We start from the raw sequence: 21184 nt of genomic DNA on the forward strand, positions 1-21184 counted from the left end.
GGATACGCTTACATTTCTTTTTTTCAGTAAATTGTTTATACTAGATAAAGGACAGGGTGGAGCGAGCTCGAAACGGATTGGGGAGAGTCTTCGACTCCTCGCCCTTATTCCCTACACACAGACTGTATATGCGGTCGATCACTTTTAAAGACTGAGGGGGAGTTATTGATGTCAACGACAAAAGGTTTAGAAGGAATTGTGGCAGCGGCCTCAAAAGTCAGTTCGATTATCGACGGACAATTGACTTACGGAGGATACACGATTGACGATTTGGCAGACCACGCCACATTCGAAGAGGTTGTTTTCCTATTATGGAACGACCGCCTTCCGAAAGAAGATGAATTAACTGAGCTCTCAGCAGCGCTCGTGAAAGAAGCCAAATTGCCAGAAGACGTCATCGCGACGCTCGAACGGGCACCGAAATCGGCCAATGCGATGGCGACGATTCGGACTGCACTTTCACAGCTCGCGCTTTATGATGAAGAGTCTGAAGATATGAGTCCGGAAGCGAACATGCGCAAAGCGATTCGTCTCCAAGCGCAAATCGCCACGATTGTGACGGCATTCGCTCGTCTTCGTAAAGGCGAACAACCGGTTGCACCAAAACAGGGCTTGTCTTATGCGGGCAACTTCTTGTACATGTTGAATGGAGAAGAGCCGAGCGAGGTCGCCGAGAAGACGATTGACAAGGCACTCATCCTTCACGCCGACCATGAATTGAACGCTTCGACGTTCACGGCACGCGTCTGCGTTGCCACATTGTCGGATATTTATTCTGGTGTGACGGCGGCGATGGGCGCCCTTAAAGGCCCGCTCCACGGAGGTGCGAACGAGGCGGTCATGAAGATGCTTCATGAAATCGGATCGGTCGACAAAGTCGAAGACTACGTCCGCGGCAAGTTCGAACGCCGTGAGAAGATCATGGGCTTCGGTCACCGTGTCTATAAGGACGGCGACCCACGCGCGAAACACTTGAAAGAGATGAGCCGCCAATTGACTGCTCAAATCGGCGAACCGGAATGGTACGAGATGTCTGAGAAAATCGATCATCTCGTCGAGACGGAAAAAGGCTTGAAACCGAACGTCGATTTCTATTCGGCGTCAACATATTACGCGCTCGGCCTCGACGAAGAGTTGTTCACGCCGATCTTTGCTGTCTCACGCATGTCGGGCTGGATTGCCCACATCCTCGAGCAGTACGCGGACAACCGTTTGATCCGTCCTCGCGCTGAATACATCGGCGAGACGAACCGGTCATACGTCCCGGTGAACGAGCGTTAATTGACGCCGAACGAGAAGTTCGAGTCACAATTTAGACATAAACTTTGGTAAACTAACAATTGACGTAGGTCGGCGCTCGCGTCGGCCTACATAAATGTACTTAGGGGGATTCATTATGTTGACACAAAACGAAAAGATTACAGTTGAAAACGGTGTATTAAACGTACCAAACGTACCGACGATTCCATTTATCATCGGCGACGGCACAGGACCTGATATTTGGAACGCATCAGTGCGCGTCTTTGATGCGGCTGTCGAAAAAGCATATGGCGGCGAGAAGAAAATCGAATGGATGGAAGTGTACGCTGGGGAGAAGGCCTACAACCAAAAAGGCGAATGGCTTCCAAACGAGACACTCGATCAAATCCGTGAATATTTGATTGCCATCAAAGGTCCATTGACGACACCGGTCGGCGGCGGAATCCGTTCACTCAACGTAGCACTCCGTCAAGAACTTGACTTGTACACGTGCTTGCGCCCGGTCCGTTACTTCACAGGCGTCCCTTCACCGGTCAAACGCCCAGAGGATACAGACATGGTCATCTTCCGTGAGAACACAGAAGATATCTACGCAGGAATCGAATACGCGTCAGGTAGCGACGAAGTGAAGAAGTTGATCTCATTCTTGAAAGAAGAGATGAACGTCAACAAAATCCGTTTCCCAGAAACGTCTGGAATCGGGATCAAGCCAATCTCGTCTGAAGGAACAAAACGTCTTGTTCGTGCGGCGCTCGAGTACGCCATCGCGAACAACCGTAAATCGCTCACGCTCGTTCATAAAGGAAACATCATGAAGTTCACAGAAGGCGCCTTCAAAAACTGGGGCTATGAGCTTGCAGAAGAAGAGTACGGCGACAAAGTCTTCACATGGGCGCAGTATGACCGTATTAAAGAAGAATCAGGCGAAGCGGCTGCGAATGAAGCGCAATCGAAAGCAGAAGCAGAAGGCAAAATCATCGTAAAAGATTCAATCGCTGATATCTTCTTGCAACAGATTTTGACACGTCCGCGTGAGTTCGATGTCGTGGCCACGATGAACTTGAACGGTGACTACATCTCGGATGCGCTCGCTGCCCAAGTCGGCGGAATCGGGATCGCCCCTGGAGCGAACATCAACTACGTGACGGGCCATGCTATCTTCGAAGCGACACACGGTACGGCACCGAAGTATGCCGGCCTCGACAAGGTCAACCCGTCATCGGTCATCTTGTCTGGTGAAATGATGCTTCGTCATATGAACTGGAACGAAGCGGCTGACCTCATCATCAACTCGATGGAGAAGACGATCGCCTCGAAAGTCGTCACATACGATTTCGCTCGTCTCATGGACGGCGCGACAGAAGTGAAGTGTTCAGAGTTTGCGGATGAATTAATTAAAAACATGTAAGACATCAGCTAAACCAAGGGGGAGAGCACAATGATTCGTCGCAATAAAATCTCGGTTATCGGTAGCGGATTCACGGGGGCCACGACGGCACTGTATTTGGCTCAAAAAGAACTCGGTAACGTCGTCTTGCTCGATATCAAAGAAAACGAGAACCCGACGAAAGGAAAAGCGCTCGATATGCAAGAGACGGCGCCGATTCAAGGGTTTGACTCGTGGATTACAGGGACGTCGGACTATGCCGAAACGGCGGACTCGGATATCGTCGTCATCACAGCGGGAATCGCGCGCAAGCCAGGCATGAGCCGGGACGACCTCGTCTCGACGAACGCCAAAGTGATGCGGGCGGTCACGAAAGAAGTGGCCCGTTACTCGCCGGACGCGATTATCATCGTCTTGACGAACCCGGTCGACGCGATGACGTATGCCGCCTTCAAAGAGTCGGGCTTCCCGAAAGAGCGGGTCATTGGTCAATCCGGTGTGCTTGATACGGCCCGGTTCCGGACGTTCGTCGCTGCGGAGTTGAATATATCCGTGAAGGACGTTTCTGGATTCGTGCTCGGCGGGCACGGGGATGACATGGTCCCGCTCATCCGCTACTCGTATGCGGGAGGAATCCCGCTCGAGAAATTGTTGCCGACCGACCGCATCGAAGCAATCGTCAATCGGACCCGTAAAGGCGGCGGTGAGATCGTCCAACTGCTCGGGAACGGATCGGCCTACTATGCGCCGGCCGCGGCCATCGTCGAGATGGTCGAAGCGATTCTCAAAGATCAACGGCGTATTTTACCGGCCATCGCGTATCTCGACGGCGAATACGGTTTCCACGACTTGTATCTCGGTGTTCCGACGATTCTTGGTGCGAACGGAATCGAACGTGTGCTCGAACTTGAATTGACGGAAGCCGAAACGGCGGCGCTACAGCGTTCAGCCGACTCGGTCCGCTCCGTCCTGAACGTCCTCAACTGAGGGCTTACCTCGTCTGCCATGGCAGACGAGGTTTTTTGTATGCGTGGCGCATGCTACACTGAAAGCAGAACGTGGATTTGTTTTGTTTTTGTAAAGATTTGCTTTGAGGTTGGTCGTAGGTGGCATTGATTTGTAAAATAGGTAGTGTACATGACTGAACAGATAGATTAGAGGAGGAACTAAGCGTGGCTGATAAAGTAATTGTTGTCGATGACGAGGTGTCGATTGCGACGTTATTAAAGTTTAATTTAGAACAAGCCGGATTCGAAGTCGAGACGGCGCACGATGGAAAGACCGGACTTGAACTGGCCGAGAAACAAGATGCCGTCTTGATTGTCCTCGATTTGATGTTGCCTGAGATGGACGGTCTCGAAGTTTGCAAACGGCTACGCCAACAAAAAGTGAACACACCGATTCTCATGTTGACGGCGAAAGACGATGAGTTCGATAAAGTACTCGGCCTCGAACTCGGTGCCGATGACTATTTGACGAAGCCGTTCAGCCCACGAGAAGTCGTGGCCCGGGTCAAAGCCATCCTGCGCCGTTCGGCCCCACAAGAAGCTCCGGCGACAGACACGGACGTCATCGAGATTGGCGACGTGAAAATCATCGCGTCGAACTATGAAGTGTTCAAAAACGGCGAACGGCTCGAGTTGACACCGAAAGAGTTCGAACTGTTAGCCTACTTAGCCAAGAACAAAGGACGCGTTTTGACGCGCGACCAGCTCTTGTCGGCGATATGGAATTACGATTTCGTCGGAGATACGCGCATCGTGGACGTTCACATCAGCCACCTCCGGGAGAAGATTGAACCGGTGACAAAAAAACCGACCTATATCAAGACGATTCGCGGCCTCGGTTATAAGATGGAAGAGCCGATGCCCGAATGAAGACGTACCGCTCGCGGTTTTTGACGACGCTCATCCTGCTCGTGACGGGCGTCTTATTGACCCTCGGGATCGTGCTCGGTCAATTGTTCAAAGACTTCTATTTAGATTCTGAACGCGACCGCTTGAAAGAAGACGCTGAGTTGGCCGCGCTCTATTTAGACGGAGGCGACCTTGCGGACATCCAAGACTACGTCGGTCAAATCGATGATGAGAGCAGTTTCGATATCTTGCTCCTCAATCGTCGGATGGAAGTCATCGCCGGGACACCGTTTCGGGTCGGTTCCTTTGATTTCCGGATGGATGCCTCGTCGATTCCGGAAGGCGGGACGTTCGGCAACGAGACACGCGAGGACTTGATTCAGTTCACGAAGCCGATCGAACTGTCATCCGGTGACACGGTATATTTGAGTTTTATCCGTTATGTCTCCGATTTGGAAGGGGTGTATGACCGGATTTGGCTTACCATCGCGCTAGCCTTGATTTTCTCGTTCTTCTTAATCCTTTTCGTGTTACACAACCTGACGAACCAATTCATCCGACCGATCGACGAGGCGACCATCGTCTTGCGGGAACTGGCGGACGGGAACTATCGGGCCCGCGTCTACGAGTTGCGAAACGATGAGGAGACGGGCAGCCTGGCCGGGTCGATTAACGTGCTCGCCCGCAACTTGGAGACAATCTCACTCGGGGAATCGGTTCAACGGGCAAGGCTTGAGTCGCTCATCGAGTATATGGGGGCAGGGTTACTTTTGGTCGACGAACGTGGCATCGTGACGCTCGTCAACCGCTCGTATCGCGACATGTTCCAATATGATGAGTTGATGATCGGTCAGTTTTATCATGGAATTTTGCCGAGCCCGGACGTTGAGACGCTGATTGAAGACGTCTATTTGACAGAGGAGCCGCATCGCCGACAACTATCGATTCGGTCCGGTTTCAACCAAAAGACGTATATGGTATCGGCCGCACCGATTTTCAGTGATACAGGCATGTTGCGCGGGACGACGCTTCTCTTTAACGACATCAGCGAGTTGAAGCGACTTGAGAAGATGCGCAAGGATTTCGTCGCGAACGTCAGTCATGAACTGAAGACGCCGCTCACGTCGATTCGTGGTTTCAGCGAGACGCTGCTCGACGGGGCGAAAGAAGTGCCGGAACTACGCGATCAATTCTTGGATATCATTCAAAAGGAAGCGACGCGCATGCAGATGCTCGTCGAGGACTTGCTCGAACTGTCGCGGCTCGAACGGGAAGACTTCCATTTGGAGTTCACCCCGGTCCAACTCAATCAGCTCGTCGAGGAAGTCTGTCTCGTGCTCAGTCAAAAAGCGGAACAGAAATCGATTCACTTGGAGTCGCGTCATGATGGGGAAGTCGTCTTGCAGGCGGACATGAACCGAATCAAACAAGTCATCTTGAATCTCGTCGCCAATGCGATTAACTACTCGCCGGAAGGTAGCCAGGTCGAGATTGCGGTCGAGAAGAGACCGGACGGCTCTTATTTGATCGTCAAAGACAACGGCATCGGCATCGCGCCGAAAGAAGTGGGCCGAATCTTTGAACGGTTCTACCGGGTCGATAAGGCGCGGAGCCGAAACTCCGGCGGGACGGGTCTTGGTCTTGCCATCGTCAAGCATATCGTCGATCTCCATCACGCGACGATTCAAGTCGATAGCGTCGAAGGCGAAGGAACGACGTTCACCATCAAATTCCCGAGTGCTTAACAAGGAATTCATGGTGAATTCATACCGGCTTTACAAAGCGATGCTACTCTATGGATGAGACCTCTTCATCATCTCGTGTCCCGATTGGTGCTCATCTCCACTCGATCGGGAAGATCGACCCTTTTCTAGTACCTAGAAAAGGGTCTTTTTTTTCGAACGCATGTACCCGTATGATATGATGGAACCAGATAGAATGGAGGTTGTCCAATGAATAAACTACTACTCCTTGACGGAAACTCACTCACGTATCGTGCCTTTTTCGCGTTGCCTCCGATGACGGATGCGAGCGGTCGAAACACGAACGCCGTGTACGGGTTCACGATGATGTTATTGAAGCTGATGGAAGACGAACAGCCGACACATTTCGCGGTAGCGTTCGATGCGTCGAAAAAGACGTTCCGCCACGACACGTATGCCGACTATAAAGGCGGACGGCAAAAGACACCGGGTGAGCTCCGCGAGCAATTCCCGATCGTCCGTGAGATTTGCGAGGCGTTCGGTATCAAAGTACTTGAGCTCGACCAGTACGAGGCCGATGACATCATCGGGACGCTTTCAAAAAATACCGCGTTCGACCAAGTGACGGTCGTCACCGGTGATAAGGATTTACTGCAGTTGATTGACGACCGTGTCACCGTCTATTTGACGAAGCGCGGTATCACCGACGTTGAGGCGATGGACGCGGCGACATTCCACGAGCGGTATGAGGGACTGAGCCCGCTTCAAATGATTGATTTGAAGGGGCTGATGGGCGATAAATCCGATAACATCCCGGGCATCCCCGGTGTCGGTGAGAAGACGGCCCTCAAATTGCTCACGGCCTACGGTTCCGTAGAAGGCCTGTATGAACATACGCACGAACTGAAAGGGAAACAAAAAGAGAAAGTCGAGGCGAACGAGCGAGAAGCGCTCATGTCGAAACAATTGGCGACGATTTATACCGACGTGCCGATTGACGTCACCATGGACGAGCTCACGTTCCATCCGTATGACGCTGGAAGAGTGAAGCCGCTGTTCATGAGCCTGCAGTTCAAGTCGCTTCTCGGGAAACTGAGTCTCGACGCGTCGAGCGAGGAAGCCGTGGAAGTGCGTGACGTAAACCACATCGGGATTGACGAGCAAGATTTGACAGAGGCGGTCCTCTTCCTCGAACAACTTCGCGACGATTATTTCGAAGAACCGGTCATCGGCGTAGCCATCGCTTCAAAAGCCGGAGTGACCGTCGGCGACGTGTCGCTCTTAGACGTCTCGACTGTCCGCGAGTGGCTGGCGGATGAAGACCGGGCCACGATTTGTCTCGATGCGAAACAGACAATCATTCAACTGAAGCGCCACGGCGTGTCGCTTCGAGGCTACGAGGACTTGCTCGTCGCCGGCTATTTGCTCAACTTGTCGGGCGGGACGACGCTCGACTCGATTGCCGCCCATTTCGAATATGCGTTGCCGGAAGACGAGGCCGTATACGGAAAAGGTGCCAAACTGCACGTGCCGGATCAAAACGTCCTCGACCAGCACCTCGGGGAGAAGGCGATGGCCATCTTGACGTTGTTCGTCAACGTCAGTAACGAACTCGTCAAAAACGAGCAGACATCGCTGTATGAGGATTTGGAACGACCGCTCGCCTCGGTGCTCGCTGAGATGGAGTGGGCCGGGATTCATGTCGATGTGGCGACGTTGAAGGTGATGGAAGACGATCTTCGCGAACGCCTGCTTCAGCTCGAGACCGAAATTCACAGTCTCGCCGGTGAAGCGTTCAATATCAATTCACCGAAGCAACTCGGCGTCATCTTGTTCGAGAAGCTGGCGTTGCCGCCGGTCAAGAAGACAAAGACGGGGTACTCGACGGCGGCGGACGTGCTTGAGAAGCTTGCACCACTCCACCCGATCGTCGAACATATCATGCATTACCGCGAACTTGGGAAGTTGCAGTCGACGTACGTCGAGGGGTTACAGAAAGTCATCAAGGACGACGGGAAAATCCATACCCGTTACACGCAGACGTTGACGCAGACGGGACGATTATCGTCGGTCAACCCGAACTTGCAAAACATCCCGATTCGCTTGGAAGAAGGGCGCCGGATTCGTAAGGCGTTCACGGCGAGCGAATCCGATTGGGTGCTCTATGCGGTCGACTACTCACAAATCGAACTCCGCATCATGGCCCACATGTCGCAGGATGAAAAGATGCTCGAGGCGTTCCTGCATGACGAGGATATCCATACGTCGACGGCAGCCAACGTGTTCCGGGTCGCCAAAGAAGAAGTGACGTCGCTCATGCGACGCCAAGCGAAAGCGGTCAACTTCGGAATCATCTATGGCATTAGTGATTACGGGCTGTCGCAAAACCTCGGCATTAGCCGAAAAGAAGCGCAGACGTTCATCGATACGTACTTCGAGCAGTTCCCAGGAGTGAAACGATTCATGGATGCCGCCATCGAACGGGCCCGGGAACACGGCTACGTCGAGACGATGTTGAAACGCCGCCGCAATATCCCGGACATCCATTCCCGCAACTTCAACTTGCGCGGTTTCGCCGAACGGACGGCCATCAATACGCCGATTCAAGGGACGGCAGCCGATATTATCAAGAAAGCGATGATTGACGTCGATGTGGCGCTCCGCGAATCGGGCTTACGCTCGAAACTATTGCTTCAAGTCCACGATGAACTCATCTTCGAAGGACCGAAAGCAGAGACGGAAGCGCTCGAAAAAATCGTCAAGCAAGCGATGGAGCACACAATCACCTTGGATGTCCCGCTCCGCGCGGACGGTTCGTTTGGTGAGACGTGGTTCGACACGAAATAAGAGCGAGAAAGGAAATCAATATGCCTGAATTACCAGAAGTGGAGACGGTCTGTCGCCGATTGCGACCGTTCGTCTCCGGAAAAACGATTGCAAATGTCGAAGTGCTCGACGCGAAAATCATTCGGGGACACGAACCGGAGATTTGGAAACAACAGTTGCTCGACGAGACGATACAAGACGTCGAGCGACGGGGGAAATTTATTTTGTTCAAATTGACGAACGGATATCTCGTTTCGCATCTCCGAATGGAAGGGAAATTCTTCCCACATGACGAAATGGTCAATCCGGTCAAACATACGCACGTCGTCTTCACGTTCACGGACGGGACGACGCTTCATTACAATGATGTCAGAAAGTTCGGCACGATGGAACTGAAGACGAATGACGAGTTGTATGTGACACCGCCGCTGTCGCTACTCGCACTTGAACCGTTCGATTCGGGAGTGACGGCGGAGACGCTCCACACCCGCTTGAAGCGGATGAATGTCCGTGCCATCAAGACGGCACTCCTCGACCAGTCGATTTTCGTCGGTCTCGGCAACATTTACGTCGATGAGACGTTGTTCCGGGCCGGGGTCCATCCGACGCGCCCGGCGGCCTCGCTCTCGCTTGACGAGGTGCGCTTGGTGCATCAAGAAGCTGTGGCCGTGTTGACTGAAGCGATTGAGCGCGGCGGGAGCACAATCCGAAGCTACACGAATCCGGATGGGGCGAGCGGAACGTATCAAGAGACGCTCTACGTATATGGTCAGACCGGTGAGCCGTGTAAACGATGCGGCCGACCGATTGAAAAGATGAAATTGGGCGGACGGGGCACGCACTACTGTCCGCACTGCCAACAGTAAGAGGTGGACACGATGTTGAAGATTGGTTTGACAGGTGGAATTGCGACAGGGAAGTCGACCGTATCCCGTCTGTTTCGAAAACAAGGAATCCCGATTATCGATGCCGATAAAATGGCGCGGATCGTCATCGAGCCGGGAGGCAAGGCGTTCGCGGCCGTTCGTGAGGCGTTCCCACAATGCTTCTCGGGCGACGCATTGAACCGTCAGGCGCTCGGACGTGAGATTTTCCATGATGATGCCAAACGTCAATTGCTGAATCAACTCATGCATCCGGCCATCCGCGAGGAGATGCTCGAGGAGATGCGTGGCTATGAGGCGGCGGGCGAGAAGGTCGTCATCTTCGACATCCCGCTCTTGTTCGAAGGGACGATGCGGGACCTCGTCGATTATACGGTCGTCGTCTATTGTCGGGAGGAGATTCAGCTGATGCGCCTCATGGAGCGGAACGGCTTGACGAAAGCTGAAGCGCTCGCGCGCATCCATGCCCAAATGCCGATTGAAGAGAAGAAGCAACAGGCTGATTTTTTAATCAACAACAACGGTGCCTTAGGCGATTTGTCGGCCCAAGTGGCCCGCCTCGTCGAACAATTTGAAGACATGAAAAAAGAAGGCGACTGAGCGCCTTCTTTTTTTGTTCAGTTCAATGGGTCTGAGTCCGGTCGGCCTTTCTTCCATGTATCGAAGATGGCTCGGCCGTCACTTGGATGACCGTTCGAATAATAAATCGGATAGAGCGAGAAGAACACGTAATAAAACGAGAAGTACGCGAATTGATACGTATAGAGCGTCGGTTCAATCTCACGCATCAAAATGAAGGCGTTCACGATCAAAATGCTCGATAGGTTGAAGATGGATCCGCCCGCGTAGACGAGACTCCGGGTCAAGCGGTTACTATATTTCAAGTCGCTGAACTGACACCACGCGTCATAGAAGTAGACACGGTTGAATTGCAGGCGCCCGACTTTGAATAATTTCTTACCGGTCCCAATCTCCATATCGAGCGAACCCCCAAATAGTTTCGCGAAGAAGAAATGGCCGAATTGATGGATAATCGTCACTATCGGCAAAATGATGAAAAACGAGATGATAAATTTGTCTAAATCGGTCCAATCGAACATGCTGTCCTAGCTCCTTTCCAAGCTCTTCACCAAATTTCCCTCTTTTTCAAATCTGAAACTGTAAAAAAGTGAAAGAAATGTGACGATTCATAGTGAAAACGCTTCCATTTTTCCGTTATAATGGTGTCGTAACGCAGAAAAAAGGGGGACTTTACATGGGGACGAAAGTTGCAATCAATGGATTTGGTCGAATCGGGAGAATGGTGTTCCGAAAATTGATGCTCGAAGGGCGTCACGACGTGGTCGCCATCAATGCGAGTTATCCGGCGGAGACGCTCGCCCACTTGATTAAGCACGACACGGTCCACGGACCGTTCACACTCACGGTCCGGGCGCATGGGGATGCGCTTGAAGTTGATGGGAAGCGAATCATGCTCGTCTCCGAGCGTGATCCGGAGCGGTTGCCGTGGAATGAGCTCGGGGTTGAAATCGTCATCGAGGCGACTGGTAAATTTAATTCAGATGTCGGGGCGAAAAAACATTTGACGGCAGGTGCGAAGAAAGTTATTTTGACGGCACCAGGAAAAGGGGAGCTGCGGACGATTGTCATGGGGGTGAACGATCGTGATTATTTACCGGAGCACGATCACGTCATCTCGAACGCCTCGTGCACGACGAACTGTCTCGGTCCGGTCGTTAAAGTATTGGACTCGACGTTCGGAATCGAGACGGGGCTCGTCACGACCGTGCATGCCTATACGAATGATCAAAACAATATCGACAATCCGCATAAAGACCTACGGCGCGCTCGCGCTTGTGGTAGTTCCATTATACCGACTTCGACTGGGGCTGCCAAAGCCATCGGACTCGTCTTGCCTGAATTGCAAGGGAAGTTGAACGGGATGGCACTTCGCGTACCGACACCGAACGTCTCACTCGTCGACCTCGTCGTCGAGTTGCACCGTGACGTGACGGTCGATGAAGTGAACGAGGCGTTCGAGCGCGCGGCTCACGGAGAGATGACGGGCATCCTCGGTGTCTCGAACGAACCGCTCGTCTCCATCGACTTCAACGGGGATGAACGTTCATCGATTATCGATGCCGATTCGACGATGGTGCTCGGGGGCAATCACGTCAAAGTCCTCGCCTGGTACGATAACGAATGGGGCTATTCGTGCCGTGTCGTCGACTTGTTGGATATGGTCGCGAGCTACTTACAAATCGGTCAACAAGAAACCCGCGTTTGAAAAAATATATTTACACAAAAATATTTTTAATGAATTGAAACAAATGTCTTGTATCGACGTCCCAAACACGATACACTCTAACTCGTGAACTTCAATTGGTCTGACAAACGCAACTTAAAGGGTTAGGACCTCTTAGGACTAACTTGCCCCCGTGGTTGTGGGCGATTCAGGCACAAAGTGAGTGAACATCAACTACTTTGAGACCATTGATGTAAAGGGGGATCCACTAATATGGATACTATGGGACGTCACATTATTACAGAACTTTGGGAGTGCAATCCCGACAAATTGAACGATATCGACTACATCGAGCGCTTGTTCGTCGATGCAGCACTTCGTTCGGGCGCTGAAGTCCGCGAAGTCGCTTTCCACAAATTTGCGCCACACGGTGTAAGTGGAGTTGTTATCATCTCAGAATCACACTTAACGATTCACAGTTTCCCAGAGCATGGCTACGCATCAGTCGATGTGTTCACATGTGGGGACCGAATCGATCCGGCCACAGCTTCGCAGTACATCGCGGAAGGCTTGGAAGCAAAAGTTCGTGAGGACGTGAAACTTGATCGCGGAATGGGACCGATTCGTGTTCCGGAAGCGCAAGTTGCAATCAGCAAATAATCAGATTGACCTTTTGAGGCTGGCCGAATTTCGGTCAGCCCTTTTAATTGTTTTGTTAACCGCTTAATTTTGATATGCTTAACCTATATAAATAAGGTGTCGAGGTGGATAATGGGATTATTGGATAAGTTTCAAACACATGTCCAGACGGACGATTCGCATAAAAATGAGGCGCTGCGCACACGTTACGTGGCAGCATCGCCGACCGCCGTGCTCACGTGGCTCCGCGAACGAATTGAGGCACAAGGACAAACGGTTCGCCGTGTCGATACAGACCGGGGCGAAGTGGCGTTTAACGGCGACGGCTGGGACGCGCTGGCGACAGTCATTCAAGTGGATGGCGGACGTACGGCTGTCGACTTCACGTTGAACCGGGATCAGATGCTCGGGCCGGACCTTGGTCAAATCGTCACCACATATTATGAGGCGCTGCAAGTGAAATTCCCGCTCCGCGCCATCGGGAATCAATCTGTCGAACGATAAGGAGGGCTGAGCATGCGTTGTCCTAAATGCGATCATAATGGAACGAGAGTGCTCGACTCCCGACCAGTACAAGATTTCTATTCGATTCGTCGCCGTCGCGAATGCGAGGAGTGCGGCTATCGCTTCACCACGTTTGAAACGGTCGAACAGACCCCGCTCATCATCGTCAAAAAAGACGGGAATCGGGAAGAGTTCAGCCGGGAGAAAGTGCTTCGCGGCATTATTCGGGCGTGCGAGAAACGTCCGGTCACGCTGGAACAACTCGAAGGTGTGGTCACGAAAGTCGAACAGCAGCTACGGGCCCTTGGCCAATCGGAGATTCCGAGTGAACAAGTCGGTGAGCTCGTGATGAATGAATTGGCACGTGTCGATGAAGTGGCCTACGTCCGCTTCGCGTCCGTCTATCGCCAGTTCAAAGATATCTCTGTGTTCTTTAAAGAACTTGAAGATTTAATGAAGCAAGAAAAATCGACCAACTAGAGGGGCGGCCTGCTGGTCGCCTTTTTTCAGGGGAGACCTATCATGGAAAAAGAACGAATCCTGTACGGGACTGACGAACTGTTGATTATGAGCACCGGGCTCATCGATCGCGAGTCGTATCAGTCGTTGTATCACTTATATCAGCCGGTCATCGGCGTGAAGGCGCTCGCGATGTATCAGACGCTTTGGAGCGAGCTGAAACCCGGAAAGATGAAATCGAACTATATGTCGCACAGCGCGCTCTGTGAGATGCTCGACTACTCGATTAACGAGCTGACGGACTGTCTGTTCCGGCTCGAGGCGATTGGTCTCGTCCGGACATATAAGACGAAAGACGAGCGCTTGACCCAGTACGTGTATCAACTGCGTGTCCCGCTCGCACCCCATACGTTCTTGAACGACGGACTGTTGTCGAGTTTTCTCTTCTATAAAGTCGGGGAAGTCCGCTTCAAACAGTTGCAAGGACGATTCACGATTGATCCATTGCCGGCCGGGATTATCGAGGTGACGAAAGACTTTAATGAAGTGTTCGACGTCAAAGGTGTGAATCACATGGCGTTCACCCAAAAGAACTACGAGAAACCCGACCGCGCAAAAATCGAGATCAACTATACGTTCGATATGGAAATCGTCAAAAAACTGACGAACTTCCCCGTCGGTTTCTTCACGAAGAAGCTCGATGAGACGATTACGAAACTCGCCTATGTCTCCCAAATCGATGAAGAGACGATGGCCGAGATGTTGAAGGAGTATTTCGTCCACGAGGCGTATCTCCCGCTCAGCGAGCAAGAGAAGCGCGACGGCTGCCGCCAGATGGTGCTGCAGTTGAAGAAGAAACAGACACGGCATCGGAAAGTAAAGTCAGATGAAATCGAAAAGGCGGAAATTGGTGATTTGCATGACGTGACGGTCATGGAAGAAGCGCATCCGCATCAATACGTGTCGACGTTACGGAAGACGCCACAACTGTCGAAGAGTGACGAGCAACTCATTATCGATCTCGTCGATACGCTCGGGCTCGCGCCAAGTGTCATCAATGCATTGTTCTATTACTGTATCGAAGTGAAGAAGCAGACGCGGCTCAGTGAGAACTATGTCATGCGGATCGCGACGAGTTGGAAGACGGCGGGCTATTTAAACGCCAAAGACGCGTTGGAACAAGAAGCGACACAAGATGCGCTCATCGAGAAGAAACAGCAGAAACGGGAGAATGTGCAACAGCGGACGACCGTCGGCTCGAGACGCAAAGACAAGACCGAGATGCCAAAATGGCTCGAAGACGAGGCGAAAGAGCAACGGACGTACGATCAAAAACGAAAACAAGAGCTCGAGGCATCGGTCCCAGACGACGCGGAACTCGTTAAGCTGTTGAATGAATTGAAAGAGAAAGGATGAGGGACATGGAACGCATCAATCAAACGCTCGCCCAAATGATGAACCGGAAAGAAGTGCGGGAAGCGTACGAATCGATTCGCCGGCGCACCCTCGAACATCCAGAAGTCGTCGCTTTTTTAAAGGCACATCCGGAGTTAGACGAGACGGCGGTCGAGGTCGGCTTTACGAAGCTCAGTGAATATGCGGAACAGATGGACGGTAAGAAGCTCATCGAGGAGCAAGCCGTCATCCCGGGCCATCAGCCAGTGCTCTATGTCGACCTCGGTCAAATCGCAATCCGTTATGAAGAGACGGTGAAGCATCGTCAAGCACGGCGCCAAAAAGAGATGGACCGGAAGTTCAAGAGCCTATTCTTGCCGGAAGAAGTGCGAGAGGCGAGCTTTGAATCGTTCGACTGGTCCGATGATGCCCGTAAAATCGCACTCCGTGAATCGATGCGGTTCGTCTCAGGCATGAAGACCCGCCAAAAAGTGAACGGTTTATACCTTCACGGCAGCTTCGGCGTCGGGAAGACGTACTTGCTCGCGGCGATCGCTAATGAGCTGAAAGTGGCGGACATCGAGACGATCCTTGTCCACGCCCCGGGATTCGTCTCGGAAGCGAAACGGAAAATCCGGACCGACTCGTTCGATTCGTTTTTGACGTCATTCCAACACGTGCCGGTGTTATTGATTGATGACATCGGGGCCGAGGCGATCAGTCCGTGGGTACGGGATGAACTGTTCGGCATTATTTTGCAGTATCGCATGATGCATCGCTTGCCGACGCTTTACAGCTCGAACTTCAGCGGAGAAGAGCTCGAGACCCATTTCTCGATCGACGGTTCGCCACAGAACAAAATGAAGGCGCAGCGGCTCATGCAACGCATCTCGACGACGACGACGCAAATCGAGTTAAAAGGTGAGAATCGACGGCGGTAAAGGGATTGTATTTCTGGAACGAGTTGACTATACTAATAAGCATATAACCGATGCATTGAAGAGGACATGAGACGTCGTAACGGGTTTCAAAGCGAGGGAAGGCTGGTGAGAGCTTCCTAAACACGCCGATCGCCTTACTCCCTCAGAGCACCGTACGGGTCAATCGTGCGGCGATTCACACTCGTTATCGTGTGTTCGAGCCAAGCGGATCGCTTGGGAACGAGGGTGGTACCACGAGAATCAAAGCTCGTCCCTTTCATAGGGATGGGCTTTTTTTATTTTCTTTTAAATGTAGAGAGGGGAAGTTGACACATGATTCAATTGACATTTCCAGATGGGGCCGTCAAAGAGTTTGAGGCCGGCATCACAGCAGAAGAAGTAGCAGGTTCAATCAGTCCAGGACTTCGTAAAAAAGCAATCGCCGCCAAAATCGATGGTGAGATGATCGATTACCGTCGTCCGATTGAACAGGACGGTAAAATCGAGCTCGTCATGCCCGACTCAGAAGACGGTATCGATTTGATGCGCCACTCGTCAGCCCACTTGATGGCCCAAGCCATCAAACGGTTGTACGGCGAAGAAGGTAGCATCTACCTCGGCATCGGACCGACAATCGAGAACGGGTTCTATTACGACATCGAGATGGATCGCCGCATCAACGAGGAAGACCTTCCAGAAATCGAGAAGATGATGAAACGAATCGTCGACGAGAACTTGGACATCACACGCGAAGTCGTCTCGCGCGACGAAGCGCTCGAGCGCTACAAACAGCTCGGGGACCCACTCAAAATCGAATTGATTGAAGATATCCCGGCGAGCGAGACGCTCACGATTTACCATCAAGGCGAATTCTTCGACTTGTGCCGCGGACCGCACGTCCCATCGACATCGAAATTGAAAGTGTTCAAGTTGATGAGTGTGGCCGGTGCTTACTGGCGCGGCGACTCGGACAACAAAATGCTTCAGCGGATTTACGGAACGGCGTTCGCGACGAAAGAACAACTCGCGGAGCACCTGCGTCTATTGGAAGAAGCGAAAGAGCGCGATCACCGCAAACTCGGGAAAGAACTCGATCTCTTCTTCGTGTCGCAAGAAGTCGGCCAAGGTTTGCCGATGTGGCTCCCGAAAGGTGCCTCGATCCGTCGTACGGTCGAACGTTATATCGTCGACAAAGAGCTCGAGCTCGGGTATCAGCACGTCTACACACCGGTCCTCGGTTCGGTCGACCTGTATAAGACATCGGGTCACTGGGATCACTATCAAGACGATATGTTCCCGAAAATGGAGATGGACAACGAAGAACTCGTCCTTCGTCCGATGAACTGTCCGCACCACATGACGATCTATAAACATGAGCCGCGCTCATACCGCGAACTCCCGCTTCGCATCGCTGAGCTCGGCGGTATGCACCGTTACGAGATGTCAGGGGCGCTCACAGGCCTCCAACGCGTCCGTTACATGGTGTTGAACGACGGGCATACGTTCGTCACACCGGAGCAGATGAAGCAAGAGTTCAAAGATATCGTCCACTTGATTCAAGAAGTGTACGCCGACTTTGGCATTAAAGATTATCGTTTCCGCTTGTCATACCGTGACCCGGCCGACAAAGAGAAGTACTTCGACAACGATGCGATTTGGGAAACGGCCCAACGTCAATTGAAAGAGACGATGGATGAGCTCGGTCTCCCTTATTTCGAAGCGGAAGGTGAAGCGGCGTTCTACGGACCGAAACTCGACGTCCAAGTCCGCACGGCGCTCGGCAAAGAAGAGACATTGTCGACAGTCCAACTCGACTTCTTGCTCCCTGAGCGGTTCGACTTGACGTACACAGGACCAGACGGCAAAGATCATCGTCCGATTGTCCTTCACCGTGGTGTCGTCTCGACGATGGAGCGTTTCGTCGCTTACTTGATTGAAGAATATAAAGGGGCGTTCCCGACATGGCTCGCACCGGTCCAAGTCAAATTGATCCCTGTCTCGCACGTCCACGACGAATATGTCGCAGAAGTGAAGGCAGAGCTCGTCAAGCGCGGCGTCCGTGTCGAAACGGACCTCCGTGACGAAAAACTCGGCTATAAGATCCGCGAAGCCCAGATGAAGAAAATCCCGATGACACTTGTCCTCGGTGATAAAGAACGAGATGAGCGTGCGGTCAACATCCGTCGCTACGGACAGCAAGAACAAGTATCGGCCACACTCGATGCCTTCTTGTCATCCCTCACAGACGAAATCGCGAACCGTTCACGTTAATCGGTCGACCATCCTTCACCGGAAGGGTGGTCGTTTTTTTCGGTCTCAAGACGGATGCGGAACAAGGGATGGAGACGTAAGGTAGAAGAAAGGAGTGATTCATTTTGAATTATATGAAACCATTAGTGGCGCTCACGATCGGTTCAGTCGTCGCGACAAGCATGATTCCAAAAGTAAACGCAGAAGCCATCGTCGATGATACAATCGTCACACTCGGCGAATCATTATCGGCCAGCCAACGAGACTGGGTGCTCGAACGAGTCGAGGCGCCGGCCGGGATTGAGCCGATTATCACAACCGTGGCCGATGAAGAAAAATATTTAGGGGATGCCGTCCCACAAGCGCAGCGCGGCGGGGGCATGTATTCATCAGCCCGCATCAAACTGACTGACGGGACAGGTCTCGATATTAAAACGGAAAACGTGACATGGGTCACCGAAGATATGTATGCGAACGCACTCGTGACCGCCGGTGTCACCGATGCCGACATTTATATCACGTCACCGATTCGCGTCACCGGGACGTCGGCGCTCACGGGCATTATGAAAGCGTACGATCAGACGGCGGCCGAGACAGGCATTCAATTGTCCGAGGAGCGGAAAGACTTGGCGCAGGAAGAACTGGCCGTCACGTCTGAAATCGGGAAGACGGTCGGTCAAGAAGACGTAGCCGGTCTCATGAACGAGATTAAAGCCGAGATTGCGAACAAGGCACCGGAGACGAACATCGAGATTCGCGATATCGTCATCCAAGTGTTGAATCAAAACAACGTCCAATTGTCCGATACGCAGTTGACGCAATTGACGACGCTGTTCGAGAACATGCAACAAGCGAATCTGGATTGGGGAGCGATTAGCAACGGGCTACAAGGGGCCGGTCAAGACGTCCAGGCGTTCCTCGAGACCGAGGAAGTCCAAGGCTTCTTCGCTCGTTTGTTCGAGGCGCTCAGCAATTTCTTCAAGTCGTTGACGAATTGATTGATGTTGACCACATGACAGATGGTATTAAAAAAGGGCGAGCGCCCTTTTTTAATACCATCGTTTATGGATATAGTCGCGAGCGGACTCATGGTCGTCGACGATCTTCAACGTGATGCGGTTCATTTCTTCTAATAAGTCCGTCAACACCGCTTCAAGCTTGGCATCACTCACCTCATGGTGGCGCATCGTCTCTTGTACGATGTGTTTGATTTGGTCGTGATAGTCATGGTCGTCTTTCACGTGCTTTCTCCAAGACACGGTCCATCCCTCCTTTTTTATTTTATTCCCTCGCAAAAGGTATTGCGAAACAGCGAAATGACTGTTATCATCATAAAAGTGTGAGCTACCAATTATTCATGCGCGAATTCTTGACATCTTAATCCTATTGGTGTTAAGATGACATAGTGATTAAATACAACAAAGCAGAAGCGCCCGCTTCTCACCTCGTCCGAACAGATTCGGTCAGGTCCATCATGTACGTGAAGCAGTCGAGCCTTGGTCTCTGCTGTCTCCGAAATGATGTGTGGGCGGGAAACTGCCGACGCTTTTTTTATTGCCATGTTGTCTTATCAATCTAAAACTCGTGCAACCGCACGATGGAGGTGCTAACCATTAGCAAAGAGCTCTTTATCAACGAAAACATTCGTGCCCGTGAAGTTCGCTTAATTGGAGCGGACGGTGCACAACTCGGTGTGCAATCGCGTAATGAAGCATTACGTTTAGCAGAAGAGGCTGAACTCGATCTCGTCTTGGTCGCCGACAAAGCTAACCCACCGGTCGCTAAAATCATGGACTATGGAAAATACCGTTTCGAACTCCAGAAAAAGGAGAAAGAAGCGCGTAAAAACCAAAAGGTCATCCAATTGAAAGAAGTGCGCCTCAGCCCGACAATCGAGGAAAACGATTTCCAAACGAAATTGCGTAACGCTCGCAAATTCCTTGAAAATGGTAACAAAGTGAAAGCGTCAATCCGTTTCCGCGGACGCGCCATCACACACTCGGAAATCGGCCGACGCGTCATGGAAAAATTGGCGGCGGAATGTGCCGACTTGGCAACAGTTGAGCAAAAGCCGAAGATGGAAGGACGCAGCATGTTCTTAGTGCTGGCTCCGAAGAAAGAAGATTAATCATCGAGTCATAGTGGGGAGGAAATACTCATGCCGAAAATGAAATCGCACCGTGGTGCTTCTAAACGTTTCAAACGTACTGCATCAGGTAAACTCAAGCGTTCACACGCTTACACAAGTCACTTGTTTGGTAACAAATCGACTAAAGCGAAACGTAAGCTCCGTAAAGGTGCTATCGTCTCAGCTGGAGACTTCAAACGCATTCGCAACATGATCGCGAAGTAATACAGAAAGAATTTAGGAGGGAAACCATATGCCACGCGTAAAAGGCGGTTATACGACTCGTCAACGTCGTAAAAAGCAAATCAAGCTTGCCAAAGGTTATTTTGGCTCGAAACACATTCTATTTAAAGTAGCAAAACAACAAGTCATGAAGTCACTCATGTACGCTTACCGTGACCGTCGTCAAAAGAAACGTGATTTCCGTCGTCTTTGGATCACACGTATCAATGCGGCAGCACGCACAAACGGTCTTTCATACAGCCGTATGATGCACGGCCTCAAGCTTGCAGGAATCGACATCAACCGTAAGATGCTTGCTGAGCTTGCTGTGACAGATGCACAGGCATTCGCGTCACTTGCTGATACAGCTAAATCAAAATTGAACGCGTAATCGTTCAATCGACAGCGCCGAGACCTTGATATGCTCCCCAATAGGTAGACAGATGAAATAACAAATCTGTTTATCTGATTGGGGAGTGTTTTTTATGGCGAGAAGTCGGCATTCA

Annotated in this window: 21 protein-coding genes; 19 read left to right on the forward strand and 2 right to left on the reverse strand. The window is 51.7% G+C overall.

Features of this window, described 5'->3' with window-relative positions; all coding sequences use genetic code 11:
- Positions 1-168: 168 nt before the first annotated feature.
- The 8 genes from citZ (at position 169) to coaE (ending at position 10516) form a co-directional block, all read left to right on the forward strand.
- Positions 169-1281, forward strand: coding sequence for a citrate synthase (gene citZ, locus KNP82_RS02310; protein WP_021065623.1), 1113 nt, complete (start codon positions 169-171; stop codon positions 1279-1281).
- A gap of 118 nt (positions 1282-1399) precedes the next feature.
- Positions 1400-2668, forward strand: a complete 1269-nt coding sequence (gene icd, locus KNP82_RS02315) for an NADP-dependent isocitrate dehydrogenase (RefSeq protein WP_029595182.1) — start codon at positions 1400-1402, stop codon at positions 2666-2668.
- Positions 2669-2698: 30 nt separating this feature from the next.
- Positions 2699-3634 (forward strand): malate dehydrogenase, encoded by a 936-nt coding sequence (gene mdh, locus KNP82_RS02320; RefSeq protein ID WP_021065625.1) that lies wholly within the window; start codon positions 2699-2701, stop codon positions 3632-3634.
- A 185-nt stretch (positions 3635-3819) separates the two neighbouring features.
- Entirely contained in the window at positions 3820-4524 is a 705-nt protein-coding gene (locus tag KNP82_RS02325) for a response regulator transcription factor (RefSeq protein ID WP_021065626.1), read from the forward strand.
- Entirely contained in the window at positions 4521-6248 is a 1728-nt protein-coding gene (gene pnpS / locus KNP82_RS02330) for a two-component system histidine kinase PnpS (protein WP_021065627.1), read from the forward strand. The genes KNP82_RS02325 and pnpS overlap by 4 nt, the downstream gene beginning before the upstream one ends.
- Before the next feature lie 207 nt (positions 6249-6455).
- Entirely contained in the window at positions 6456-9053 is a 2598-nt protein-coding gene (polA, locus tag KNP82_RS02335; protein WP_029595183.1) for a DNA polymerase I, read from the forward strand.
- Between the two features lie 20 nt (positions 9054-9073).
- Positions 9074-9898, forward strand: a complete 825-nt coding sequence (mutM, locus tag KNP82_RS02340; RefSeq protein WP_029595184.1) for a DNA-formamidopyrimidine glycosylase — start codon at positions 9074-9076, stop codon at positions 9896-9898.
- 12 nt (positions 9899-9910) lie between these two features.
- Positions 9911-10516 (forward strand): dephospho-CoA kinase, encoded by a 606-nt coding sequence (gene coaE, locus KNP82_RS02345; RefSeq protein ID WP_029595185.1) that lies wholly within the window; start codon positions 9911-9913, stop codon positions 10514-10516.
- Between the two features lie 17 nt (positions 10517-10533).
- On the opposite strand, the gene KNP82_RS02350 is transcribed toward coaE, so the two are convergent.
- Positions 10534-11016: a site-2 protease family protein gene (locus KNP82_RS02350; protein WP_029595186.1), complete on the reverse strand. Its 483-nt coding sequence runs from the start codon at positions 11014-11016 to the stop codon at positions 10534-10536.
- Positions 11017-11171: 155 nt separating this feature from the next.
- Here KNP82_RS02350 and KNP82_RS02355 point away from each other — a divergent pair, with 155 nt between their 5' ends.
- From KNP82_RS02355 to KNP82_RS02390, 8 genes are all read left to right on the forward strand, one after another.
- Positions 11172-12203 (forward strand): glyceraldehyde-3-phosphate dehydrogenase, encoded by a 1032-nt coding sequence (locus KNP82_RS02355; RefSeq protein WP_029595187.1) that lies wholly within the window; start codon positions 11172-11174, stop codon positions 12201-12203.
- A 231-nt stretch (positions 12204-12434) separates the two neighbouring features.
- Positions 12435-12821, forward strand: coding sequence for an adenosylmethionine decarboxylase (speD, locus tag KNP82_RS02360; RefSeq protein ID WP_029595188.1), 387 nt, complete (start codon positions 12435-12437; stop codon positions 12819-12821).
- A gap of 111 nt (positions 12822-12932) precedes the next feature.
- Complete coding sequence (locus KNP82_RS02365) at positions 12933-13304, forward strand: hypothetical protein (RefSeq protein ID WP_029595189.1); 372 nt, start codon at positions 12933-12935, stop codon at positions 13302-13304.
- 12 nt (positions 13305-13316) lie between these two features.
- On the forward strand, positions 13317-13784 hold the full coding sequence (nrdR, locus tag KNP82_RS02370; RefSeq protein ID WP_021065634.1) for a transcriptional regulator NrdR: 468 nt from the start codon (positions 13317-13319) through the stop codon (positions 13782-13784).
- Between the two features lie 42 nt (positions 13785-13826).
- The gene (locus tag KNP82_RS02375; protein WP_029595190.1) at positions 13827-15179 is read left to right on the forward strand and encodes a DnaD domain protein; all 1353 of its coding nucleotides are present in this window, start codon (positions 13827-13829) and stop codon (positions 15177-15179) included.
- A 5-nt stretch (positions 15180-15184) separates the two neighbouring features.
- Entirely contained in the window at positions 15185-16099 is a 915-nt protein-coding gene (gene dnaI / locus KNP82_RS02380; RefSeq protein WP_029595191.1) for a primosomal protein DnaI, read from the forward strand.
- A 312-nt stretch (positions 16100-16411) separates the two neighbouring features.
- The gene (gene thrS, locus KNP82_RS02385) at positions 16412-18349 is read left to right on the forward strand and encodes a threonine--tRNA ligase (RefSeq protein ID WP_131471293.1); all 1938 of its coding nucleotides are present in this window, start codon (positions 16412-16414) and stop codon (positions 18347-18349) included.
- Between the two features lie 113 nt (positions 18350-18462).
- Positions 18463-19326 carry a DUF1002 domain-containing protein gene (locus KNP82_RS02390; RefSeq protein ID WP_029595193.1) on the forward strand — a complete coding sequence of 288 codons (864 nt, stop codon included), beginning with the start codon at positions 18463-18465 and terminating at the stop codon, positions 19324-19326.
- A gap of 51 nt (positions 19327-19377) precedes the next feature.
- Here the strand turns inward: KNP82_RS02390 and KNP82_RS02395 are convergent, their stop codons facing one another.
- Complete coding sequence (locus KNP82_RS02395) at positions 19378-19587, reverse strand: hypothetical protein (RefSeq protein WP_029595194.1); 210 nt, start codon at positions 19585-19587, stop codon at positions 19378-19380.
- Between the two features lie 338 nt (positions 19588-19925).
- Here KNP82_RS02395 and infC point away from each other — a divergent pair, with 338 nt between their 5' ends.
- From infC to rplT, 3 genes are read left to right on the forward strand one after another with little or no spacing between them, the layout of a single operon-like run.
- A complete protein-coding gene (infC, locus tag KNP82_RS02400) occupies positions 19926-20456 on the forward strand; it encodes a translation initiation factor IF-3 (RefSeq protein ID WP_021065640.1) in 531 nt (176 codons plus the stop codon).
- A gap of 30 nt (positions 20457-20486) precedes the next feature.
- Complete coding sequence (rpmI, locus tag KNP82_RS02405) at positions 20487-20681, forward strand: 50S ribosomal protein L35 (RefSeq protein WP_021065641.1); 195 nt, start codon at positions 20487-20489, stop codon at positions 20679-20681.
- Positions 20682-20709: 28 nt separating this feature from the next.
- Entirely contained in the window at positions 20710-21069 is a 360-nt protein-coding gene (rplT, locus tag KNP82_RS02410) for a 50S ribosomal protein L20 (protein ID WP_021065642.1), read from the forward strand.
- Positions 21070-21184 lie beyond the last annotated feature (115 nt).

The organism is Exiguobacterium sp. s26, assembly GCF_018618235.1.
GTDB lineage: Bacteria > Bacillota > Bacilli > Exiguobacteriales > Exiguobacteriaceae > Exiguobacterium > Exiguobacterium chiriqhucha.

Coding starts and splice junctions, on each gene's coding strand:
- rpmI (WP_021065641.1), top strand. CDS start 20,487: ATGCCGAAAATGAAATCGCACCGTGGTGCTTCTAAACGTTTCAAACGT.
- pnpS (WP_021065627.1), top strand. CDS start 4,521: ATGAAGACGTACCGCTCGCGGTTTTTGACGACGCTCATCCTGCTCGTG.
- KNP82_RS02390 (WP_029595193.1), top strand. CDS start 18,463: ATGAAACCATTAGTGGCGCTCACGATCGGTTCAGTCGTCGCGACAAGC.
- speD (WP_029595188.1), top strand. CDS start 12,435: ATGGATACTATGGGACGTCACATTATTACAGAACTTTGGGAGTGCAAT.
- citZ (WP_021065623.1), top strand. CDS start 169: ATGTCAACGACAAAAGGTTTAGAAGGAATTGTGGCAGCGGCCTCAAAA.
- KNP82_RS02355 (WP_029595187.1), top strand. CDS start 11,172: ATGGGGACGAAAGTTGCAATCAATGGATTTGGTCGAATCGGGAGAATG.
- infC (WP_021065640.1), top strand. CDS start 19,926: ATGGAGGTGCTAACCATTAGCAAAGAGCTCTTTATCAACGAAAACATT.
- mutM (WP_029595184.1), top strand. CDS start 9,074: ATGCCTGAATTACCAGAAGTGGAGACGGTCTGTCGCCGATTGCGACCG.
- KNP82_RS02365 (WP_029595189.1), top strand. CDS start 12,933: ATGGGATTATTGGATAAGTTTCAAACACATGTCCAGACGGACGATTCG.
- KNP82_RS02375 (WP_029595190.1), top strand. CDS start 13,827: ATGGAAAAAGAACGAATCCTGTACGGGACTGACGAACTGTTGATTATG.
- KNP82_RS02350 (WP_029595186.1), bottom strand. CDS start 11,016: ATGTTCGATTGGACCGATTTAGACAAATTTATCATCTCGTTTTTCATC.
- rplT (WP_021065642.1), top strand. CDS start 20,710: ATGCCACGCGTAAAAGGCGGTTATACGACTCGTCAACGTCGTAAAAAG.
- polA (WP_029595183.1), top strand. CDS start 6,456: ATGAATAAACTACTACTCCTTGACGGAAACTCACTCACGTATCGTGCC.
- dnaI (WP_029595191.1), top strand. CDS start 15,185: ATGGAACGCATCAATCAAACGCTCGCCCAAATGATGAACCGGAAAGAA.
- thrS (WP_131471293.1), top strand. CDS start 16,412: ATGATTCAATTGACATTTCCAGATGGGGCCGTCAAAGAGTTTGAGGCC.
- nrdR (WP_021065634.1), top strand. CDS start 13,317: ATGCGTTGTCCTAAATGCGATCATAATGGAACGAGAGTGCTCGACTCC.
- coaE (WP_029595185.1), top strand. CDS start 9,911: ATGTTGAAGATTGGTTTGACAGGTGGAATTGCGACAGGGAAGTCGACC.
- mdh (WP_021065625.1), top strand. CDS start 2,699: ATGATTCGTCGCAATAAAATCTCGGTTATCGGTAGCGGATTCACGGGG.